This window comes from Streptomyces sp. NPDC005722 (genome assembly GCF_040630935.1).
In the GTDB taxonomy this organism is placed as follows: Bacteria; Actinomycetota; Actinomycetes; order Streptomycetales; family Streptomycetaceae; genus Actinacidiphila.
The window spans coordinates 172,162-190,334 of the sequence record NZ_JBEXYN010000006.1; the positions used below are offsets into that span (position 1 = coordinate 172,162).

Below are 18,173 nucleotides of genomic sequence, written 5' to 3' on the forward strand. Positions count from 1 at the left end.
GGGGGACGGTGCCACCGGCCGGACGGAAACCGGTCGGCCCGAGTCGTGATCCGTATCAGGACAGCGCCCCGCCCCGCGCCCCCGTGCGCGCCGGTCAGGGGCCGGCTGAGCCATGCCCTACGTGCCGCCGGAGGCAACCCGTGCCAGGGGAACAGTCCCTCACCGCCGACAATCCGCTCGACCGCGAACGCTCCCACCTCGCCGAGTCCCGTTCCGCCCTGCGCGCGATGCGCGCCGACGTCGAGGCCCTCGACATCCGGGACGTGACCGCCAACTGGGTGAACGCGGAAGTGCTGCAGTCCGAGATCGACGCCCGCATCAAGGCGCTCGCCGATCTCGCGCACACCCCGCTCTTCTTCGGCCGCCTCGACTACGAGGAGGGCGAGGCCTTCGGCGGGGAGGAGGTCGGGCACCGCTTCTACATCGGCCGCCGCCACGTCCACGACGCGGACGGCGACCCCATGGTCATCGACTGGCGCGCGCCGGTCTCCCAGCCCTTCTACCGGGCCTCCCGCACCGACCCGCAGGACGTCGCGCTGCGCCGCCGCTTCGGCTACACCGGCGGGGAACTGACCGCGTACGAGGACGAGCACCTCACCGACCCGGCCGAGGCGCAGACCTCCAGCAAGCTGCTCCAGCAGGAGATCGAACGGCCGCGCGTCGGCCCGATGCGGGACATCGTCGCCACCATCCAGCCCGAGCAGGACGAGATCGTCCGTGCCGGGGTCGGCGGCACGGTCTGCGTGCAGGGGGCGCCCGGCACCGGGAAGACCGCCGTCGGCCTGCACCGGGTGGCGTACCTGCTCTACGCGCACCGCGAACGGCTGGCCCGCGCGGGCACCCTGGTCATCGGCCCCAACGCGTCCTTCCTGCACTACATCGAGCAGGTGCTGCCCGCCCTGGGCGAGCTGAGCGTCAAGCAGGCCACGGTCGACGACCTGGTCGCCCACGTCCCGGTCAGGGGCACCGACTCGGCGGCCGCCGCCGGCGTCAAGGGCGACGCGCGCATGGCCGAGGTGCTGCGGCGCGCGGTCCGCTCGGGCATCACGATGCCCACCGAGCCGGTGGTCGTGGTGCGCGGCTCGCGCCGCTGGCGCATCCCGGCCCACGAACTGGAGGAGCTGGTCCGCGAGCTCCAGGAGCGCGACATCCGCTACGGCGCCGCCCGCGAGGCGCTGCCGCAGCGGATCGCACACGCCGTGCTGGTCCTCATGGAGGCGGCCGGCGAGGCCCCCGACGACCGGGTGCAGGACGCGGTGGCGCGCAACGCGGCCGTCAAGGCGGCCGTCAAGGAGCTGTGGCCGCCGGTGGACCCGGCGAAGACGGTGCTGCGGCTGCTGTCCGACCCGGAGTTCCTGGCCGCGTGCGCGGAGGGCTTGCTGACCGCGGAGGAGCAGAAGGAGATCCTCTGGGAGAAGCCCGCCCGCTCGGTGGCCTCCGCGAAGTGGTCGGCCGCCGACGCGGTGCTGGTCGACGAGGCCAACGACCTGGTCCACCGCACGGCCTCGCTCGGCCACGTGGTGCTGGACGAGGCCCAGGACCTCTCCCCCATGCAGTACCGGGCGGTGGGCCGCCGCTGCTCCACCGGCTCCGCGACCGTGCTGGGCGACCTCGCCCAGGGCACCACCCCGTGGGCGACCGGGACGTGGGAGGAGGCGCTCACGCACCTCGGCAAGCCCGGTTCGCGGATCGAGGAGCTGACCCAGGGCTTCCGCGTCCCGCTGGAGGTCATCGCCTACGCGTCCCGGCTGCTGCCGGAGATCGCCCCCGGGCTCAAGGAGGCGACCTCCGTCCGGGAGAACCCGGGCGCCTTCTCGGTGACCGGGGTCCCGGCGGCGGAACTGACCGCGGCCGTGCTCGACGCCTGCCGGCAGGCGCTGGACCGCGAGGGCTCGATCGGCCTGATCGCCGCCGACGCGCGCCTGCCCGAACTGGCCGGGGCACTCGCGGCGGCGGGGCTGCCCTACCTCTCCCCCGGCGAGGAGACCACCACGGAGGTCCGCCTCACGCTGGTCCCGGCCTCGCTGGCCAAGGGCCTGGAGTACGACTACGTGGTCCTGGACGAGCCCGCCGCCGTCGTCGACGGCGAGCCCGACGAGCGCACCGGCCTGCGCCGCCTGTACGTCTCCCTCACCCGCGCGGTCTCGGGCCTCGCCGTCCTCCACGCGGCGCCCCTGCCGGAGGCGCTCCGGCCGGCCCCTGGCGCACGGTGACCGACGTGGACGACGCGCTGCCCCCTCCGGCCGCGGACGCACGGGGCAGCGCGCCGAAACAGGCGACGGTCAACGGAGCGCCGGCGGAATCCGTGGCCACCGGCGAACGGCGGCGGTTCATCGAAATGCTCGACGAGGGTGCCTTCGAGACCTCAGGGACGCCGAGGTAGCGGCGGACGCGTGGCGGTGACCCGGTATCCGGTCGGCAAGTGCGCCTGGGCGCGCGAAGCAACCGGTGGTGAGAACGGCTCTGGGCGAGACCGCGCCCGCGCGCTTCGCTCGCGGATCTGCTGATCGCCACCACCGCCGAGCAGTACCGGATCAGCGTCCTGCACTACGACGTACGCGGAGCGCCCGGGCGGCAGCCCGGCGCGGCCCGCGCCCGCTCAGCCGCGGGCGTCGGCGACCGCCACCAGCAACGCCGCGCGCAGATGGCCGTCGGCCTCCGCCAGGAGGCGGGCGGCCGTCGGGGCGTCCACGCCGCCGAGGACGACGAGGATCGCGTCCTTGACCTCGCCGCCGGTGGCGGTGAGCGCGGCCTCGATCTCGTCGTCGGGCGCGCCGGTGGCCAGCGCCACGATCCGCCGGGACCGGGCGCGCAGCTTGTCGTTGGAGGCGCGCACGTCGACCATCAGGTTCCCGTAGGTCTTGCCGAGCCTGATCATCGTGATCGTCGACAGCATGTTGAGGACGAGTTTCTGCGCCGTGCCGGCCTTGAGCCGGGTGGAGCCGGTCAGGAACTCCGGGCCGGTGACGACCTCGATGCCGTGGTCGGCCGCCGCGGCCAGCGGGGAGCCCGGGTTGCAGGACAGCCCGACGGTCAGGGCGCCCAGGGCGCGGGCGTGCTCCACGGCGCCGACGGCGTACGGGGTGCGGCCGGAGGCGGAGACGCCGACCACGGTGTCGTCCGGGCCGACCCCGAGCGCGTCGAGGTCGGCGGCGGCCAGCTCCCCGCTGTCCTCGGCGCCCTCGACCGCGTCCACGATCGCCGCGGGGCCGCCCGCGATGAGCCCGCTGACCCGGCCCGGCGCGGTGTTGAACGTGGGCGGGCACTCGCTGGCGTCGAGCACGCCGAGCCGTCCCGCGGTGCCCGCGCCCGCGTAGACCAGGCGGCCGCCGCGGGCCATGCGCGCGGCGATGCCGTCGACGGCGGCGGCGATGGCGGGCAGTTGCTCCGCGACGGCGGCCGGCACGGTGGCGTCCTCGGCGTTCATCAGCCGGGCGATGTCGAGCGTCGGGAGCCGGTCGACCTCGGCGAGCTCGGCGCGGAAGGCCTCGGTGGTGAGGTGGTCCAGCTCGCGCCGGAGCTCGGTGTGCGTCATCGCTGATGGTTCCTTCGCGGGCTGTGGCGGTGGGCGAGGGCCTCGTACGAGGCGGACAGGGCGGGGGCCGCGGTGTCGTACGTGTGCTGGGCGACCCCGACGAACAGGCAGTCCACCACCAGCAGCTGACTGGTGCGGCTGGCCATGGCGGCGGGGCGCAGTTCGCTCTCCCGGCCGCTGGAGGTGAGCAGCACGTGGTCGGCGTAGTGGGTGACGGTGCCGTCCGCCCGGCCGGTCACGGCGATCGTGGTGGCGCCCCGGTCGAAGGCGGCGCGCAGCGGTTCGACCACGTCGTGGGTGTGGCCGGAGTGCGTGATGGCCACGGCGACGTCGCCCTGGCGCAGCTGGACCGCGTTGGTGAGGGTGAGGTGCGGGTCGCCCAGGGCGTGCGCGACCAGGCCGATCCGCAGCAGTTTCTGCACCAGGTCCTGGGCGACCAGGCTGGACGCCCCTATCCCGTAGACGTCGATGCGGCGGGCCGCGGCCAGCGCGCCCACGGCGGCCTCCAGCTGGGCCACGTCCAGCTGGGCCGCGGTGTCGGCCAGGCAGCGCTGCTCGTCCAGCGCGAGCTTGGCGACCACGTCGGCCAGCGGGTCGTCCACCGCGATGTCGGGGGTGACGGCGGGCGGGGCCCCCGCCTCCTCGCGGGCGGCCAGCGCGGCCAGCGCGAGCCGCAGGTCCCGGTAGCCGGGGTAGCCCAGCAGCCGCGCGGTGCGCACCACGGTCGCCTCGCTCGTCCCGGTACGGGCCGCGAGCGCCGTCACGGTCAGCCGGGAACTGCCCGCCGGGTCGGCGGCCACGGCCTCCGCGACGCGCTGCATCGACCGCGTCATGGACGGTGCCAGGGTCCTGACCTTGGCGGCCAGCCCTCCGGCGTTGAAGGTTTCCTTCATCCTCTCGGCCACGGACGAAAGCTATTTTCAGCTCCGGACGACGTCAAGGACGCCCGCACGCCGGTTGGTCCACAATGGACGCCATGGATCCTGACGCACCCGGCTCCGCCGCCGGTCTGGAGGCGGCCCTGCACGGTGCCCGCGCGCTCGTCCTCGCCGACCTGACGGCGACCGGCGTCGCCGACGCGGACGTCGTCTCGCTGGTCGAGGAGGCCGTCTCCCAGCGCCGCTGGTGGGTGGAGCAGTGGCCCGACGGCGTCGCGTTCGTGCCGGGGCTGGTGGCCCAGGACGTCAAGGACGCGCTGCTGGAACGGATGGGCCGCTGGCCGCTCTGCCCGCGCTGCGAGGATCCCCACGCCCTCGACGTCGAGCCCGAACTCGGCCCCGACCCGCACTGGGTGTGCGAATCGCTCGGCGAGGCCGTCGCCCCCCTCGGCGGTCTGTCCGCCGTGCTCGGCGGGCCGCGCTGAGGTGACCGTCTACATCGACCCGCCGAGCTGGCCGGGCCACGGCCGCATGTGGTCGCACATGGTGAGCGACAGCTCGTACGAGGAACTCCACGCCTTCGCCGACACCATCGGCGCGCCCCGCCGCGCCTTCGACGGCGACCACTACGACGTGCCGAGCGAACGCTACGACTCGGCGGTCGCCGCGGGCGCCGTCCAGGTCGGCAGCAAGGAACTGCTGCGCCACCTCACCGAGGCCGGCCTGCGCCGCCCCAAGGGCCGCCCGCAGGGCGAGTAGCCCCCGGCGCCGGCCGCGCGACGGTCACAACGACGCGCCCTCCAGCCGCCCGGCGGGCAGCCGGCGCCCGCACATCGCCAGGGCCAGGTCCTCGCCGGTGCCCCGCAGTTCGGGACCCGAACCGTACGACCAGTCCAGGTCGGTGGCCCGCAGCCGGCGGCCCTCGACGGCCACACCGAAGTGCGCGTGCCCGCCGCCCGCGGTGAGGTCGTGGAGGAGGACGCCGAGGGTCTCCGCCGGGACGCGGCGCTCCGCTCCCAGCGGCACGGTCATGTCCAGCCCGTGGATCACCACGTGGTTGAGCGCGCCGTGGGCGCCGCCGCCCGGGGGCTGCCACCGCTGCATCACCTCGGAGCGCAGGGACCCGACGAGTTCCCCGGTGGGCAGGGCGCCGTCCCGCGCGGCGACGGCGTCGGACAGCCGCGTGAAGTCGTGGGCGTGCTCGGCGAGGAGTGCCATGAACTCCTCCCTCGAGTACCGCGCGGCCATCGTCATGTGCGCCACGACCTCGCGCACCCGCCAGCCCTCGCACAGCGAGGGGTGGTCCCACCATGCCGCGGGGGCCCCGTCGAGCAGGTCGGCCAGGGCCGTGAACTCCGCCGCGACGGCGGCCTGCACCTCGGTGTCGTCGGTCATCGCTGTCGTACCCCTCCGTCTCGCGCCGCGGGCGGCCGCCCGCACGGACAAGGACCGCCCGCGCACGCCGGACTCATCGGCGGGCGCCGGAGTCGTCGGCCGGCGTCACGGCCGGGCGTCGTCCGCGTCGTCCGCGTCGCCCGGGGCGAGCAGTTCCAGCTCGGTGCCGAGGTTGCGGCGGGCGGTGGCCTCCCAGCGCTCGTACGCCTCCGGGGTGCGGTACAGCCGGGGCAGCCGCAGGAGTTGGCGCAGGACGTCGGCGCGTCCGGCGCGGAAGGCGTCGTCGGGGACGAAGCCGTACTCCTCGCGGACGGCGGCCGCGTACTCGGCGTAGCCGGTGGGGTCTCCGGCGAGGACGGCCAGGTCGGCGTCGCAGAGGACCTCCCCGTCGCGGTCGCCCGCGGCGGGGTGGTGGGTGACGGTGAGCCGGACCAGGCGGGCGACCTCGGAGGTGATCGTGTCGGGAACCCCCGCCTCGGGCAGCGCGCGTTCGGCGAGCCGGGCGCTGCGCTCCTCGTTCTCGGAGCGGTCGGGACGGTAGACGGCGTCGTGGAACCAGGCGGCGAGGAGCACGGCGTCCGGGTCCTCGGCGTGCGCGGCCAGGGCCTCGACGTGGTCCAGGACGGCGACCAGGTGGGTGGTGGTGTGGTAGCGGCGGTGCGGCTCGGCCCAGCGGGCGATCAGGTCCTTGCCGTACGGCACCGGGTCGACGGACTCCGTCTGGCAGCGGCGCAGCAGGTCGCACCAGCGGGCGAGGAGGGCGGAGCCGGTTTCGGGTGCGGTGTCAGCCATGGAGGTCATTGTGGTGTACGGGGGTCGCGGGCACGCGGGGGCATGTGACACCCTGGAGATATGTCTAGACCAATTTTCGAAGTGATCGCGCTCGACGCCGACGACGCCCTCGCGGCCCGCACGGGCGGCGCGGACCGCCTCGAACTGGTCACCGACATGGCGGCGGACGGCCTGACGCCCTCCCGGGAGACCTTCGCCGCCGTCCGGGCCGCGGTGGACATCCCGGTCCGGGTGATGCTGCGGGCCCGCGCGGACTTCGGCGTGGGCGGCACCCGCGAGGCGGACGCGCTCTGCGTGGCCGCGGCGGCGCTGCGCGGCGAGGGCGCCGACGAGTTCGTGCTCGGTTTCCTCGACGGCTCGGGCGCGCCGGACATGGCCGCCGTGCGCCTGCTGGTCGACGCGATCGGCTCCGGTGCCCGCTGGACGTTCCACCGCGCCATCGACCACTCCGCCGACCGGGAGGCCGTGCGCTCGGCGGTGCACGGGCTGCCCGGGCTGGACACCTTCCTCACCGCGGGCTCCGCGCGCGGTGTCGACGACGGGCTCGGCCATCTGCTGGCGGAGGCGGGACGTCCCGGTGAGCCGCAGCTGATGGTGGGCGGCGGGCTGCGGGCCGAGCACCTGCCGCGGCTGCTCGCGGCCGGCATCGACGCCTTCCACGTCGGGGGCGCGGTACGCCCCGGCGGCTGGACCGGACCCGTCGACCCGGAGGCGGTGCGGGCCTGGCGCGACCTGCTGGACGCACCGGTGGCCGTCCCCTGACCCGACCCGACCTTGCCTGACGGGGCGGCGCCCGGAAACGCCCGAGGGCGGTACCCCGTGTGGGGTACCGCCCTCGGTCTTCTGCCGTGGTGCGGAGTCCTGGTCCCGGAGGCTCAGAAGTCCATGTCACCGCCGGGCATGCCGCCGCCGGCCGGCGCGGCGGCCTTCTCCGGCTTGTCGGCGATGACGGCCTCGGTGGTGAGGAAGAGCGCGGCGATGGAGGCCGCGTTCTGCAGCGCGGAGCGCGTGACCTTGGCCGGGTCGATGATGCCCTCACCGATCAGGTCGACGTACTCGCCCGTGGCGGCGTTGAGGCCGTGGCCGGGGGTCAGGTTGCGCACCTTCTCCACCACGACACCGCCCTCGAGGCCGGCGTTGACGGCGATCTGCTTCAGCGGGGCCTCGAGGGCCAGCTTCACGATCGACGCACCGGTGGCCTCGTCGCCGTCGAGCTCGAGCTTCTCGAACACGTTGGACGCCTGGAGCAGGGCCACGCCACCACCGGCGACGATGCCCTCCTCGACGGCGGCCTTGGCGTTGCGCACCGCGTCCTCGATGCGGTGCTTGCGCTCCTTGAGCTCGACCTCGGTGGCGGCACCGGCCTTGATGACGGCCACGCCGCCGGCCAGCTTCGCCAGACGCTCCTGGAGCTTCTCGCGGTCGTAGTCCGAGTCGCTGTTCTCGATCTCGGCACGGATCTGGTTGACGCGGCCCTGGATCTGGTCCTGGTCGCCGGCGCCGTCCACGATCGTGGTCTCGTCCTTGGTGACGACGACCTTGCGGGCGTGGCCGAGCAGGTCCACGCCGGCGTTCTCCAGCTTGAGGCCGACCTCCTCGGAGATGACGGTGCCACCGGTGAGGATGGCGATGTCACCGAGCATGGCCTTGCGGCGGTCGCCGAAGCCCGGGGCCTTGACCGCGACGGACTTGAAGGTGCCGCGGATCTTGTTGACGACCAGGGTCGACAGCGCCTCGCCGTCGACGTCCTCGGCGATGATCAGCAGCGGCTTGCCGGACTGCATGACCTTCTCCAGCAGCGGGAGCAGGTCCTTGACCGCGGAGATCTTGGAGTTGACGATCAGGATGTACGGGTCGTCGAAGGACGTCTCCATACGCTCCAGGTCGGTGGCGAAGTACGCCGAGATGTAGCCCTTGTCGAAGCGCATGCCCTCGGTGAGTTCCAGCTCCAGACCGAAGGTCTGGGACTCCTCGACGGTGATGACGCCTTCCTTGCCGACCTTGTCCATCGCCTCGGCGATGAGCTCGCCGATCTGCGGGTCGGCGGCGGAGATGGAGGCGGTGGAGGCGATCTGCTCCTTGGTCTCCACGTCCTTCGCCTGCTCGAGCAGGGCGGCGGAGACGGCCTCGACGGCCTTCTCGATGCCACGCTTCAGCGCCATCGGGTTGGCGCCGGCGGCGACGTTGCGCAGGCCCTCGCGGACCAGCGCCTGGGCGAGGACGGTCGCGGTCGTCGTGCCGTCACCGGCGACGTCGTCCGTCTTCTTCGCGACCTCCTTGACCAGCTCCGCGCCGATCTTCTCGTACGGGTCCTCGAGCTCGATCTCCTTGGCGATGGACACACCATCGTTGGTGATCGTGGGGGCGCCCCACTTCTTCTCGAGGACGACGTTGCGGCCCTTGGGGCCGAGGGTGACCTTGACGGCGTCGGCGAGCTGGTTCATCCCGCGCTCGAGACCGCGCCGTGCCTCCTCGTCGAACGCGATGATCTTGGCCATGTGAAGTGGTCCTCCCGGACTTGGGGTCCCCCCGCGGCGCACGGCTGCGGGGAAGGATTACTCCAGGACCGCGCCGGCGCCCGCGACGGACGGCCTGCCCTCCCGCCGGTTCCTTTCCGGCGTTCGAGCGGGCCTCACCCACTCGGTCCTTTGTCACTCTCAACGTCAGAGTGCTAACGCCAATGATTAGCACTCGCCCTAGGAGAGTGCAAGCCGCTTGGCCGGTGCCGTGGACAACCCGCAGGTCCCGGTCCGCGGGCCCCCGGACAGCACGAAGGCCCGCCCCTGTGCGGGGCGGGCCTCGACGCGTACGATTGAGCGGCCGTACGCGAAAGTGCTCCGTGGCCGATGCGCGGCGCGTCAGCCGGCTGCGAGACGGACCATGTCCGCCTGCGGCCCCTTCTGGCCCTGCGAGATCTCGAACTCGACCCGCTGACCTTCCTCGAGGGTGCGGTAGCCGTCCATCTGGATCGCGCTGTAGTGCACGAAGACGTCCGCACCACCGTCGACCGCGATGAAGCCGTAGCCCTTCTCCGCGTTGAACCACTTGACGGTGCCCTGAGCCATTCCTAACTCCCCTATTGCTGGCCCTTCGCAGACCCGCACCTCGCGGACCCGGGTCAGACCTCACCCCCTACAGCCAAGGGGGCGTGCGCCGGAACGCGTCGACCGCGGCTGAATGTATCTGCCCGGACGCTGTCTGCAACAGGTCAATCGGACGAGAATTCCGGGCACACGGAATCGGAAGAAGAGCCTGTTCGGCGAATAATCCGGGGCAACTCGGACCGGACATAAGGGGCCAACAAGACAAACGCCACGTGAATTTGGCGATAAATCGTCGACAAGACCGCCCCGGGAAGGGGGGTTGCGCAGAGCGTTGCAGGGAGTTGCGACCTGCTCAGGGCAACTGTACAGGCCTTCAACTACCCCTCACGCACACAGGGGTGCCGGGAGGTACCCGGCACCCCTGTCGCCCGCGGGCCGTGCGGCTCAGCAGCCTCCGGCCACCGCCGGGATGATCGAGACGGACGCGCCCTCGCCCACCGAGGTCTGCAGCCCCTCGGAGAAACGGACGTCGTCGTCGTTCACGTAGACGTTCACGAAACGGCGCAGCTTGCCCGTGTCGTCCAGGACCCGCGCGGAGATGCCGGGGTGGTTCCGCTCCAGGGAGTCGATGACCTGGGCCAGGGTGCCGCCCTCGGCCGGGACCTCGGCCAGGCCGCCGGTGTAGGTGCGGAGGATGGTGGGGATGCGGACGGTAGCGCTCATGATGCGGGGTTCACCTTCAGTCTGGGTCAGCCGGTGCGGTGGGGTCAGCCGGCCAGGCCGGCGGCGCGGAACGCGTCGAGGCTCGGGCGGATGGTGGCCGTGGGGCGGGAGGTCGGGGCGACGGCGTCCAGCGTCTTGAGGCCGTCGCCGGTGTTGAGGACGACGGTCTCCCCGGCCGGGTCGAGCTGCCCGGTCTCGATGAGCTTGCGCAGCACGCCGACGGTCACGCCGCCGGCCGTCTCGGCGAAGATGCCCTCGGTCCGGGCGAGCAGCTTGATGGCGTCCACGATCTGCTCGTCGGTGACGTCCTCCACCGCGCCGCCGGTGCGCCGGGCGATGTCCAGCACGTAGGGGCCGTCCGCCGGGTTGCCGATGGCGAGCGACTTGGCGATGGTGTTCGGCTTCTGCGGGCGCACGACGTCCTGCCCGGCCTTGTAGGCGGTGGACACCGGGGAGCACCCCTCCGCCTGGGCGCCGTAGATGCGGTACGGCTTGTCCTCGACCAGGCCGAGCTTGATCAGCTCCTGGAGCCCCTTGTCGATCTTCGTCAGCTGGGAGCCCGAGGCGATCGGGATGACGATGTTGTCCGGCAGGCGCCAGCCCAGCTGCTCGCAGATCTCGTACGCGAGCGTCTTGGAGCCCTCGCCGTAGTAGGGGCGCAGGTTGACGTTCACGAAGCCCCAGCCCTCGCCGATCGGGTCGCCGATCAGCTCGCTGCAGAAGCGGTTGACGTCGTCGTACGTGCCCTCGATGCCGACCAGCTCGCCGCCGTAGACCGCGGCCATGACGACCTTGCCCTCCTCCAGGTCGTGCGGGATGAACACGCAGGAGCGGAAGCCGGCCCGGGCGGCCGCGGCGCCCACGGCGCCGGCCAGGTTGCCGGTGGAGGAGCAGGACAGCGTGGTGAGGCCGAAGGTGCGGGCGGCCTCCAGGGCGATGGCGACGACCCGGTCCTTGAAGGAGTGCGTCGGGTTGCCGGAGTCGTCCTTGACGTACAGGCCGCCGGTGACGCCCAGTTCGCGGGCGAGGTTGTCGGCCTTGACCAGCTTGGTGAAGCCCGGGTTGAGGTTGGGCTTGGCGGCCACGTCCGCGGGGACGGGCAGCAGCGGCGCGTAGCGCCAGATGTTGTTCGGCCCGGACTCGATCCGCTTGCGGAGGGTCTCGGGGTCGCCGCTCGGGAGGTCGTACGCCACTTCGAGCGGCCCGAAACAGACCTCGCAGGCGAAGAGGGGGGCCAGCGGGAAGCGCTCGCCGCACTCGCGGCAGGAGAGCGCGGACGCGGGGCCGAAGGCGGAGTCGGTGGACGCGGGTGCAACGGTCTGCGCAGCCATGTCAGGCGAGGCCCTTTCTCCTCATCTTCCTCGCGGCGCATTTCGCCGCGAGACGGAATTGGCACCTTCCCCACCTGGACCTCGCGGTCGGCGGGAGGGTTGCCGGGGCTTCAACGGGCCGTTCCCTCTGCCCCTCTGGATGAGCGGTATGGCGCCGGGCGCAGGGCCCGGGCATTTGTCGGACGGGGCGCGATCACCGTGGACATACGATGGTCATGCCTCGTGTTCAAGACTGTAACCGACGACCTCGAACCTGGTCATAGGCCGTCCGTCCTTCGAGACGGGCAGAAACGGAGCGATCCAGTGCTCGACGAGGTGGCCCGCTGGCTGCGGCGGCGGTCCTGGACGGCGGACCACAGGCCACTGCCGCAACTGCTCGCCGCCAAGCGCGCGGCCGGTGCGCGCGGCACGGTCAGCGTGGTTCTGCCCGCCCTCGACGAGGAGGCCACGGTCGGGGCGATCGTCGCGACGATCCGCCGCGAGCTGATGAGCGAGGCGGTCCCGCTGGTCGACGAACTCGTCGTGCTGGACTCCGGTTCCACCGACCGCACGACCGAGGTCGCGGCCGCCGCGGGCGCGGTCGTCGTCCACCGGGACGAGGTGCTCCCCCGGCTGCCCGCACTGCCCGGCAAGGGCGAGGTGCTGTGGCGCTCGCTGCTCGTGACGCGCGGGGAGATCGTCTGCTTCGTCGACTCCGACCTGCGGGAGTTCGACGCCCGGTTCGTGTCGGGGATCGTCGGGCCGCTGCTCACGGACCCGGACCTGCAGCTGGTCAAGGCGATGTACGACCGGCCGCTGGAGACCGGGGGCACGGTCGTGCCGGCCGGCGGGGGCCGGGTGACGGAGCTGGTCGCGCGGCCGCTGCTCAACCTGCACTGGCCGCAGCTGGCGGGGTTCGTCCAGCCCCTCGGCGGCGAGTACGCGGCGCGGCGCTCGCTGCTGGAGCGGCTGCCGTTCCCCGTGGGGTACGGGGTGGAGCTGGGGCTGCTGGTGGACGCGCTCAACACCGTCGGGCTCGACGCGCTCGCCCAGGTCGACGTGGGCGTCCGGCACCACCGCCACCAGGACGGCCAGGCGCTGGGCCGCATGGCGGCGGCGATCTACCGGACCGCGCAGATCCGGCTGGCGCGCGGCCATCTCGTGCGGCCCGTCCTCACCCAGTTCGACCGGGCGCCGGGCGGCGGTTTCGAGCCGCACGTCCACGAGGTCGCGACGGAGGAGCGCCCCCCGATGCGCACGGTCCCCGAGTACGCCCACCGCCGCGCCGTGGCGTAGGCCCTCGGCCCGGGCGCCCCGGCCGGAGCCGGGGGAGGCCGGAAACCCCCGGCTGGGCTAGCTCGTACGTTTGCGGTCGGGGATGCGTGGCTAGGCTGGCCGCATGGTCGCTTCGCATGCCGCGCGCGTTCTGGTCGCGTCCAACCGCGGCCCCGTGTCGTACAGCCTCCGCGAGGACGGCACGCTCGACCCCCGCCGCGGCGGCGGCGGACTCGTCTCGGGCCTGAGCGCGATCGGGCCGGACGCGGACGCCGTCTGGGTCTGCGCGGCCCTGGGCGAGGGGGACCGGGCCGCCGTGCTGCGCAGCTCCGGGGGCACGGGCCGGCTGCCCACCACCGACACCGGCGGCCAGCACGTACGGATGCTGGACATCCCGGCGGACACCTTCGCCTCGGCGTACAACGGCATCGCCAACTCGGTCCTGTGGTTCGTCCACCACATGCTGTTCCAGACCCCGCTGGAGCCCGTCTTCGACGAGGACTTCCGCGAGCAGTGGGCGACGTACGTGGCGTACAACTCCGCCTTCGCCGACGCGCTCGCCGAGGAGGCGGGCCAGGGCGCGGCCGTGCTGGTGCAGGACTACCACCTGGTGCTGGTGCCGCAGCTGCTCCGCTCGCGCCGCCCCGACCTGCGGATCGGCCACTTCTCGCACACCCCGTGGGCCCCGCCGGACTACTTCCGCCTGCTGCCCGACGACGTCGCCGCGGAGGTGCTCAGCGGCATCCTCGGCGCCGACCGGGCCGCCTTCCTGACCCGCCGCTGGGCGGACGCCTTCGCCGCGTGCTGCGCCGACGTGCTGGGCGCCTCCGTCATCCGCGACGCGGGCAGCCTGACGATCACCCACCGGGGCCGCACGACCCGCATCGGGGTGCACGGCCTCGGCGCGGACGCCGACTTCCTGCGGGAGCGGGCGCACCGGCCGGACGTGGACGAGCGCCTGGCGGCGCTGCGGGAGACGGTGGGCGGCCCGGACCGCAAGGTCGTCGTGCGCGTGGACCGCACCGAGCTGTCGAAGAACATCGTGCGCGGCCTGCTCGCGTACGCGCAGCTGCTGCGCGACCGTCCCGAGTGGCACGGGCGCGTGGTGCACATCGCCTTCGCCTACCCCTCCCGTCACGACCTGGCCGTCTACCGGGAGTACACCGACGAGGTCTCCGACCTGGCCGAGGAGATCAACGAGGAGTTCGCCACGCCGGGCTGGCAGCCGGTGGTCCTGCACGTCAAGGACGACTTCGCGCGCTCCCTGGCCGCCTACCGCCTGGCGGACGTCGCGCTGGTCAACCCGATCCGCGACGGCATGAACCTGGTGGCCAAGGAGATCCCGGTCGTCTCGGACGACGGCGTGGCGCTGGTGCTCTCCCGCGAGGCGGGGGCGTACGAGGAGCTGGCGGACGACGCGTTCGTGGTCAACCCGTACGACATCCGGGCCACTGCCAACGCGCTCCACCAGGCGCTGTCCGTGTCGCACGGCGAGCGGGCCGAGGCCACCAAGCGGCTGGTGGCGGCCTCGACGGCGCTCCCCCCGCAGCAGTGGTTCCTGGACCAGCTGCGGGCACTGGGCTGAAACCGGGCGCGGTGGCGGAGGGGCGGGCACCGGATTGGGCCTGGCCTTCTCCGCGACGTCCGGTCCGGTCGCCGGTGCGGTCCCGCCGGACCGGCGTCGCCGGCCGCGCACCGCGGTCAGCGGGGAGGTGAGGGCGCCCGCCGGCTGATCCCCAGCCGGATGCGCCCGCAGGTCGTCCCCAGGGCCAGGTAGGCCTCCACCGCCGGCAGCGGCGCGCCGCGGGCGAGCGGGTCGAGCCCCACGACGAGCGCGACCGGTCCGCCGCCCGCGACGAAGGCGGACCACCGCTCCCCGGCCGCGACCTCCAGCAGGGCCACGCCGTCCGCGCCGCGCACCGTGGCCCGCCCGCAACCGCCGACGGTGACGCGGGCCCCGAGCTCCGGCAGCCGCCGCCCGGGTTCGGCGAGCCCGAGGAGCGCGGCGAGTTCCGCCGTCCCGCGCCCGTGCGGATGGGCCAGCAGCAGGAACGCCACCGGCCCGTAGGCCGTGTCGTCCAGCCAGGTCCACGAGGCGGGCCTCACCGCAGCACCACCCACACCTGCTTGCCGTCCGGGGTCGGCAGCACGCCCCAGCGGTGGGCGGCGGCCGCGATCAGGTGCAGGCCGCGGCCGCGTTCGGCCGCCCAGTCCGGCGGCCCGGGGGACGGGACCGGCAGGACGGGGGAACGGTCGCTGACCGCGGCCCGCACCCCCTCGGCGGCCAGGTCGTCCAGGGTCAGTTCGCACTCCGGGGAGCCCGCGTGCCGGTGCACGTTGGCGAGTATCTCCGTGACGCACAGCGCGGCGGCGGGCGCCAGGTCCTCGCGGCCCCAGGCGCGGAGCTGTTCGCGTACGGCCCTGCGGACCTCCGCGATGCGGGCGGGCTCGGCGACGACGCGCATCGCCGCCACGGGTGGTGATTCCTGCGTCATGGGTCCAACGGTTCCGTGCCGTGGCTAGCCTGACCAGGGCGGACCTGACCCCGGGTCAGTTGTGTCGGGACCGGTCCGCCGCTGTGTACGGCGTGTGTACCGGGAGGTGGTGCCGTGTCCGCGAAGGGCGAGGGCTCGGCCAGCATGCGGATGTTCGGTTCCGTCGCGCGGTCCCTGCGGGAGGCCCGCGGGGTGTCGACCGAGGAACTGGCCGCGCATGTCGGCTACTCGAAGTCGCTGGTGGTCAAGATCGAGCGCGGTGAGCGGATGCCGCCGCCGTCGTTCGTGGAGAGGGCCGGGACCCTGCTGGGCGACGGCGGCGGGGTGCTGCGGTCCGCGGCGTGCCATCTGGAACGGGCGGAGTTCCCCTCCTGGTTCGAGGAGTACGCGGAGCTGGAGCGCGCGGTGGTGAGCCTCTACACCTACGACACGCACGTCATCAACGGCCTGCTCCAGACCGAGGACTACGCCCGTGTCGTGCTCGGCGCCTACTGCCCGACGCTGGAGACGGAGGAGGTCGAGCGCCGGGTACGGGCCCGGCTGGCGCGGCAGTCGCTGCTGACCCGCGCCCCCGCCCCGCAGCTCGCCTTCGTCATCGAGGAGTGGGTGCTGCGCCGCCCCGTCGGCGGAACCACCGTCCACCGGCGCCAGTTGGAACGGCTGCTGGAGGCCGGGGCGCTGCGGCACGTCACGGTCCAGGTGATGCCGCTCTCCCACGAGGCGCACGCGGGCTTCGACGGCCCCATGCACCTGCTGGAGACCCCGGACCTGCGGCTGCTCGCGTATCTCGAAGTCCAGAGCCGCAGCGTGCTGGTGGACGGCCGGAACGAGGTCAGCAAGCTCCACCAGCGCTATGCGATGATCCGCTCACAGGCCCTCAGCGTGGGGGACTCCGCCAGAGTGATCGAGCAGATTGCGGGGGAGCTATGACATCCCGACTCGCCTGGTACACGAGCAGTTTCAGCGGTAGCGAGGGCGGCGCCTGTGTCGAGGTCGCCCAGGCCCCCGGCGTCGTGCACGTACGGGACTCCAAGGACCCCGCCGGGCCCGCGCTGGCCTTCACCGGCGAGGCGTGGACGGCGTTCGTCGCCTTCGTCGCGGACAACACCGTGACACCGGTAGAGTAATCGGCCGATCACGCTTCGTGCCCAGCGCATGAAGCGGCCCCCAGTGGTGCGCCAACACCGGCCGGGGGCCTACACGTACGAGGCTTAATCCACCAAGGAGCCCCGCAAATGATTCGACATGCTATCCCGCCGACCCGTTTCTTCTCCCAGACGCCGAACGACCTCATCCGCCATCCGCGCCTGAACGGCACCGCCGTACGGCTGTTGCAGTGGGCGCTCTCCCTGCCGGAGGGGTCCCGGGAGACCCTGCAGTCCATCGGCGAGAAGATGCCCGAGGGACGCATCGCCCTGCGCCGGGCCCGGCAGCAGCTGGAGGCGGAGGGCTATGTGCACACGCGCCGCACCCAGAGCCCCGAGACCGGCCACTGGACGACCCAGGTGCTCGTCTCCAACGTGCCGCTGCGCGACCCCGCCGAGATCGTTGCCGCCTTCGCGGCACCGGGCGGCAGCATCCCGACCGCCGGTGCGCCGTCCGTACGGGCCGTCGGCGCATCCCCCAAGGGGGAGAAGAGGGAGGAAGAGAACACCTCCCACCCCGAGCCGCCCGCCGACGCGTCGCTGGTCGCCCGCGCGGCGGCAGCGCTGCAGCGCCTCGGGCGGCGGGAGGCCCGGCTCGCCCTCGGCGTCGCCGAGGCCGCCCGGCTGGCGCCGCTCGCCGCGCGCTGGCTGGCCCACGGCGCGAGCGAGCTGGAACTGGGCACCGCCCTGTCCGCCGGGCTGCCGCGCGCCGTCCACTCCCCCGCCGGTTTCATCGCACGGCGCCTGCGCGACAAGCTCCCGGCGCCCCGGCCCACCCGCGACCCCGCCGCCCCGGCGATCCCGCTCCCCGAATGCCCCGCCTGCGGCGACCCGCTGCCCCCCGGCCGCACCGGCCCCTGCCCGCACTGCGCCGGAGCCGCTCCCGTCGCTCCGTCAGGCGGTCCGCGCGGCGCCGCCCTGGCCCGCGCGGGCATCGCCCGACAGCGGCCCCGTGTGGAGCCGTCGCCGGCCGCCGATGTCGTCTGCGGCCCATTTTGATATGGCATCCATGGCCGAGGAGGCTCGAATGACCCGCACCGTCATCGACGTCGACGACCGGATGCCGGCGGAGGCGGCCGAGATCCTCGGCACCACGACCAAGGTCGCCACGGTGAACGCCGCCCTGGAGGACGTGATCAAGCGCCGCAAGCGCACCTCGTTCCTCAACTGGCTGGCGGAAGGCGGTCTTCCGGGCCTCACCGGCGAGACCACGGCGGCGGACGATCCGAACCGAGCCGCATGAGGGACCGCTTCCTCATCGACGGGTCCGCCCTCGCCCGCTACCCGAAACCTCCGGTGAGGGCCGTGATCGAGCCTCTCCACAACGCGGGGTTGCTCGCCGTCTGCGGCGCCGTCGAGCTGGAAGTCCTGGAACCGTGCGCGGGACGTACAGACGTGCCTCATCGCCGCGGGCAACGGGAAGGCCCCCTCCCTCGCGGAGCGGCACGGCGCGACCGTCCTGCACTACGACGGCGACTTCGACATGATCGCCGGTGTCACCGGCCGGCCCGTGCGCTGGGTGGTCCCGCCGGGGACGGCCGACTGAGCGACCTGCCGCCGCTCCGTCAGATCGCGGCCCGC

General features: G+C 73.4%; 21 protein-coding genes, 1 pseudogene and 1 riboswitch. Of the genes and pseudogenes, 12 read left to right on the forward strand and 10 right to left on the reverse strand.

Annotation, left to right across the window (positions count from 1 at the left end; translation table 11 throughout):
* The first annotated feature begins 140 nt into the window (after positions 1–140).
* The gene (locus ABZ479_RS10315) at positions 141–2,213 is read left to right on the forward strand and encodes a HelD family protein (protein WP_500461125.1); all 2,073 of its coding nucleotides are present in this window, start codon (positions 141–143) and stop codon (positions 2,211–2,213) included.
* A 5-nt stretch (positions 2,214–2,218) separates the two neighbouring features.
* Positions 2,219–2,383 carry a type II toxin-antitoxin system VapB family antitoxin gene (locus ABZ479_RS10320; protein ID WP_500461127.1) on the forward strand — a complete coding sequence of 55 codons (165 nt, stop codon included), beginning with the start codon at positions 2,219–2,221 and terminating at the stop codon, positions 2,381–2,383.
* A gap of 216 nt (positions 2,384–2,599) precedes the next feature.
* On the opposite strand, the gene murQ is transcribed toward ABZ479_RS10320, so the two are convergent.
* Together murQ and ABZ479_RS10330 are read right to left on the reverse strand one after the other, a co-directional pair.
* Positions 2,600–3,535 carry an N-acetylmuramic acid 6-phosphate etherase gene (gene murQ, locus ABZ479_RS10325; protein WP_500461129.1) on the reverse strand — a complete coding sequence of 312 codons (936 nt, stop codon included), beginning with the start codon at positions 3,533–3,535 and terminating at the stop codon, positions 2,600–2,602.
* Entirely contained in the window at positions 3,532–4,428 is an 897-nt protein-coding gene (locus ABZ479_RS10330) for a MurR/RpiR family transcriptional regulator (RefSeq protein WP_499600273.1), read from the reverse strand. Before ABZ479_RS10330 ends, murQ begins: the two co-directional genes overlap by 4 nt.
* An 83-nt stretch (positions 4,429–4,511) precedes the next feature.
* Between ABZ479_RS10330 and ABZ479_RS10335 the strand changes: the two genes are divergently transcribed.
* Together ABZ479_RS10335 and ABZ479_RS10340 are read left to right on the forward strand one after the other, a co-directional pair.
* Positions 4,512–4,898 carry a DUF8819 family protein gene (locus ABZ479_RS10335; protein WP_499599842.1) on the forward strand — a complete coding sequence of 129 codons (387 nt, stop codon included), beginning with the start codon at positions 4,512–4,514 and terminating at the stop codon, positions 4,896–4,898.
* A gap of 1 nt (position 4,899) precedes the next feature.
* Complete coding sequence (locus tag ABZ479_RS10340; RefSeq protein ID WP_499599841.1) at positions 4,900–5,172, forward strand: DUF4031 domain-containing protein; 273 nt, start codon at positions 4,900–4,902, stop codon at positions 5,170–5,172.
* Positions 5,173–5,196: 24 nt separating this feature from the next.
* Here ABZ479_RS10340 and ABZ479_RS10345 read toward each other — a convergent pair whose 3' ends face one another.
* Both ABZ479_RS10345 and ABZ479_RS10350 read right to left on the reverse strand, forming a co-directional pair.
* Positions 5,197–5,808: a maleylpyruvate isomerase family mycothiol-dependent enzyme gene (locus ABZ479_RS10345; RefSeq protein ID WP_500461130.1), complete on the reverse strand. Its 612-nt coding sequence runs from the start codon at positions 5,806–5,808 to the stop codon at positions 5,197–5,199.
* 105 nt (positions 5,809–5,913) lie between these two features.
* The gene (locus tag ABZ479_RS10350) at positions 5,914–6,609 is read right to left on the reverse strand and encodes an HD domain-containing protein (protein ID WP_500461131.1); all 696 of its coding nucleotides are present in this window, start codon (positions 6,607–6,609) and stop codon (positions 5,914–5,916) included.
* Between the two features lie 51 nt (positions 6,610–6,660).
* Between ABZ479_RS10350 and ABZ479_RS10355 the strand changes: the two genes are divergently transcribed.
* Positions 6,661–7,362, forward strand: coding sequence for a copper homeostasis protein CutC (locus ABZ479_RS10355; protein WP_500461132.1), 702 nt, complete (start codon positions 6,661–6,663; stop codon positions 7,360–7,362).
* A 113-nt stretch (positions 7,363–7,475) separates the two neighbouring features.
* Here ABZ479_RS10355 and groL read toward each other — a convergent pair whose 3' ends face one another.
* From groL to thrC, 4 genes are all read right to left on the reverse strand, one after another.
* On the reverse strand, positions 7,476–9,098 hold the full coding sequence (gene groL / locus ABZ479_RS10360) for a chaperonin GroEL (RefSeq protein ID WP_089222503.1): 1,623 nt from the start codon (positions 9,096–9,098) through the stop codon (positions 7,476–7,478).
* 360 nt (positions 9,099–9,458) lie between these two features.
* Complete coding sequence (locus ABZ479_RS10365) at positions 9,459–9,665, reverse strand: cold-shock protein (RefSeq protein WP_005486335.1); 207 nt, start codon at positions 9,663–9,665, stop codon at positions 9,459–9,461.
* Positions 9,666–10,088: 423 nt separating this feature from the next.
* Positions 10,089–10,367 (reverse strand): MoaD/ThiS family protein, encoded by a 279-nt coding sequence (locus ABZ479_RS10370; protein WP_499599834.1) that lies wholly within the window; start codon positions 10,365–10,367, stop codon positions 10,089–10,091.
* Between the two features lie 44 nt (positions 10,368–10,411).
* Entirely contained in the window at positions 10,412–11,698 is a 1,287-nt protein-coding gene (gene thrC, locus ABZ479_RS10375) for a threonine synthase (RefSeq protein ID WP_499599832.1), read from the reverse strand.
* Positions 11,699–11,716: 18 nt separating this feature from the next.
* Positions 11,717–11,844: riboswitch (SAM riboswitch) on the reverse strand.
* 157 nt (positions 11,845–12,001) lie between these two features.
* On the opposite strand from thrC, the gene ABZ479_RS10380 reads away from it, so the two are divergent.
* Positions 12,002–12,973 (forward strand): glucosyl-3-phosphoglycerate synthase, encoded by a 972-nt coding sequence (locus ABZ479_RS10380; protein ID WP_500461133.1) that lies wholly within the window; start codon positions 12,002–12,004, stop codon positions 12,971–12,973.
* A 103-nt stretch (positions 12,974–13,076) separates the two neighbouring features.
* Entirely contained in the window at positions 13,077–14,537 is a 1,461-nt protein-coding gene (locus ABZ479_RS10385) for an alpha,alpha-trehalose-phosphate synthase (UDP-forming) (RefSeq protein ID WP_500461135.1), read from the forward strand.
* Positions 14,538–14,653: 116 nt separating this feature from the next.
* On the opposite strand, the gene ABZ479_RS10390 is transcribed toward ABZ479_RS10385, so the two are convergent.
* The gene (locus ABZ479_RS10390; protein ID WP_500461136.1) at positions 14,654–15,058 is read right to left on the reverse strand and encodes a hypothetical protein; all 405 of its coding nucleotides are present in this window, start codon (positions 15,056–15,058) and stop codon (positions 14,654–14,656) included.
* Positions 15,055–15,447, reverse strand: coding sequence for an ATP-binding protein (locus ABZ479_RS10395; protein WP_499599818.1), 393 nt, complete (start codon positions 15,445–15,447; stop codon positions 15,055–15,057). Before ABZ479_RS10395 ends, ABZ479_RS10390 begins: the two co-directional genes overlap by 4 nt.
* A 114-nt stretch (positions 15,448–15,561) precedes the next feature.
* Between ABZ479_RS10395 and ABZ479_RS10400 the strand changes: the two genes are divergently transcribed.
* From ABZ479_RS10400 to ABZ479_RS10420, 5 genes and pseudogenes are all read left to right on the forward strand, one after another.
* Positions 15,562–16,377, forward strand: coding sequence for a helix-turn-helix domain-containing protein (locus ABZ479_RS10400; protein ID WP_500461137.1), 816 nt, complete (start codon positions 15,562–15,564; stop codon positions 16,375–16,377).
* Positions 16,374–16,574, forward strand: coding sequence for a DUF397 domain-containing protein (locus ABZ479_RS10405; RefSeq protein ID WP_500461139.1), 201 nt, complete (start codon positions 16,374–16,376; stop codon positions 16,572–16,574). Before ABZ479_RS10400 ends, ABZ479_RS10405 begins: the two co-directional genes overlap by 4 nt.
* Positions 16,575–16,682: 108 nt before the next feature.
* Positions 16,683–17,591: a hypothetical protein gene (locus ABZ479_RS10410; RefSeq protein WP_500461141.1), complete on the forward strand. Its 909-nt coding sequence runs from the start codon at positions 16,683–16,685 to the stop codon at positions 17,589–17,591.
* Between the two features lie 28 nt (positions 17,592–17,619).
* On the forward strand, positions 17,620–17,835 hold the full coding sequence (locus tag ABZ479_RS10415; RefSeq protein WP_500461142.1) for a type II toxin-antitoxin system VapB family antitoxin: 216 nt from the start codon (positions 17,620–17,622) through the stop codon (positions 17,833–17,835).
* Positions 17,832–18,138 (forward strand): annotated as a pseudogene (locus tag ABZ479_RS10420) (PIN domain-containing protein). The gene ABZ479_RS10415 and the pseudogene ABZ479_RS10420 overlap by 4 nt, the downstream one beginning before the upstream one ends.
* Positions 18,139–18,173 lie beyond the last annotated feature (35 nt).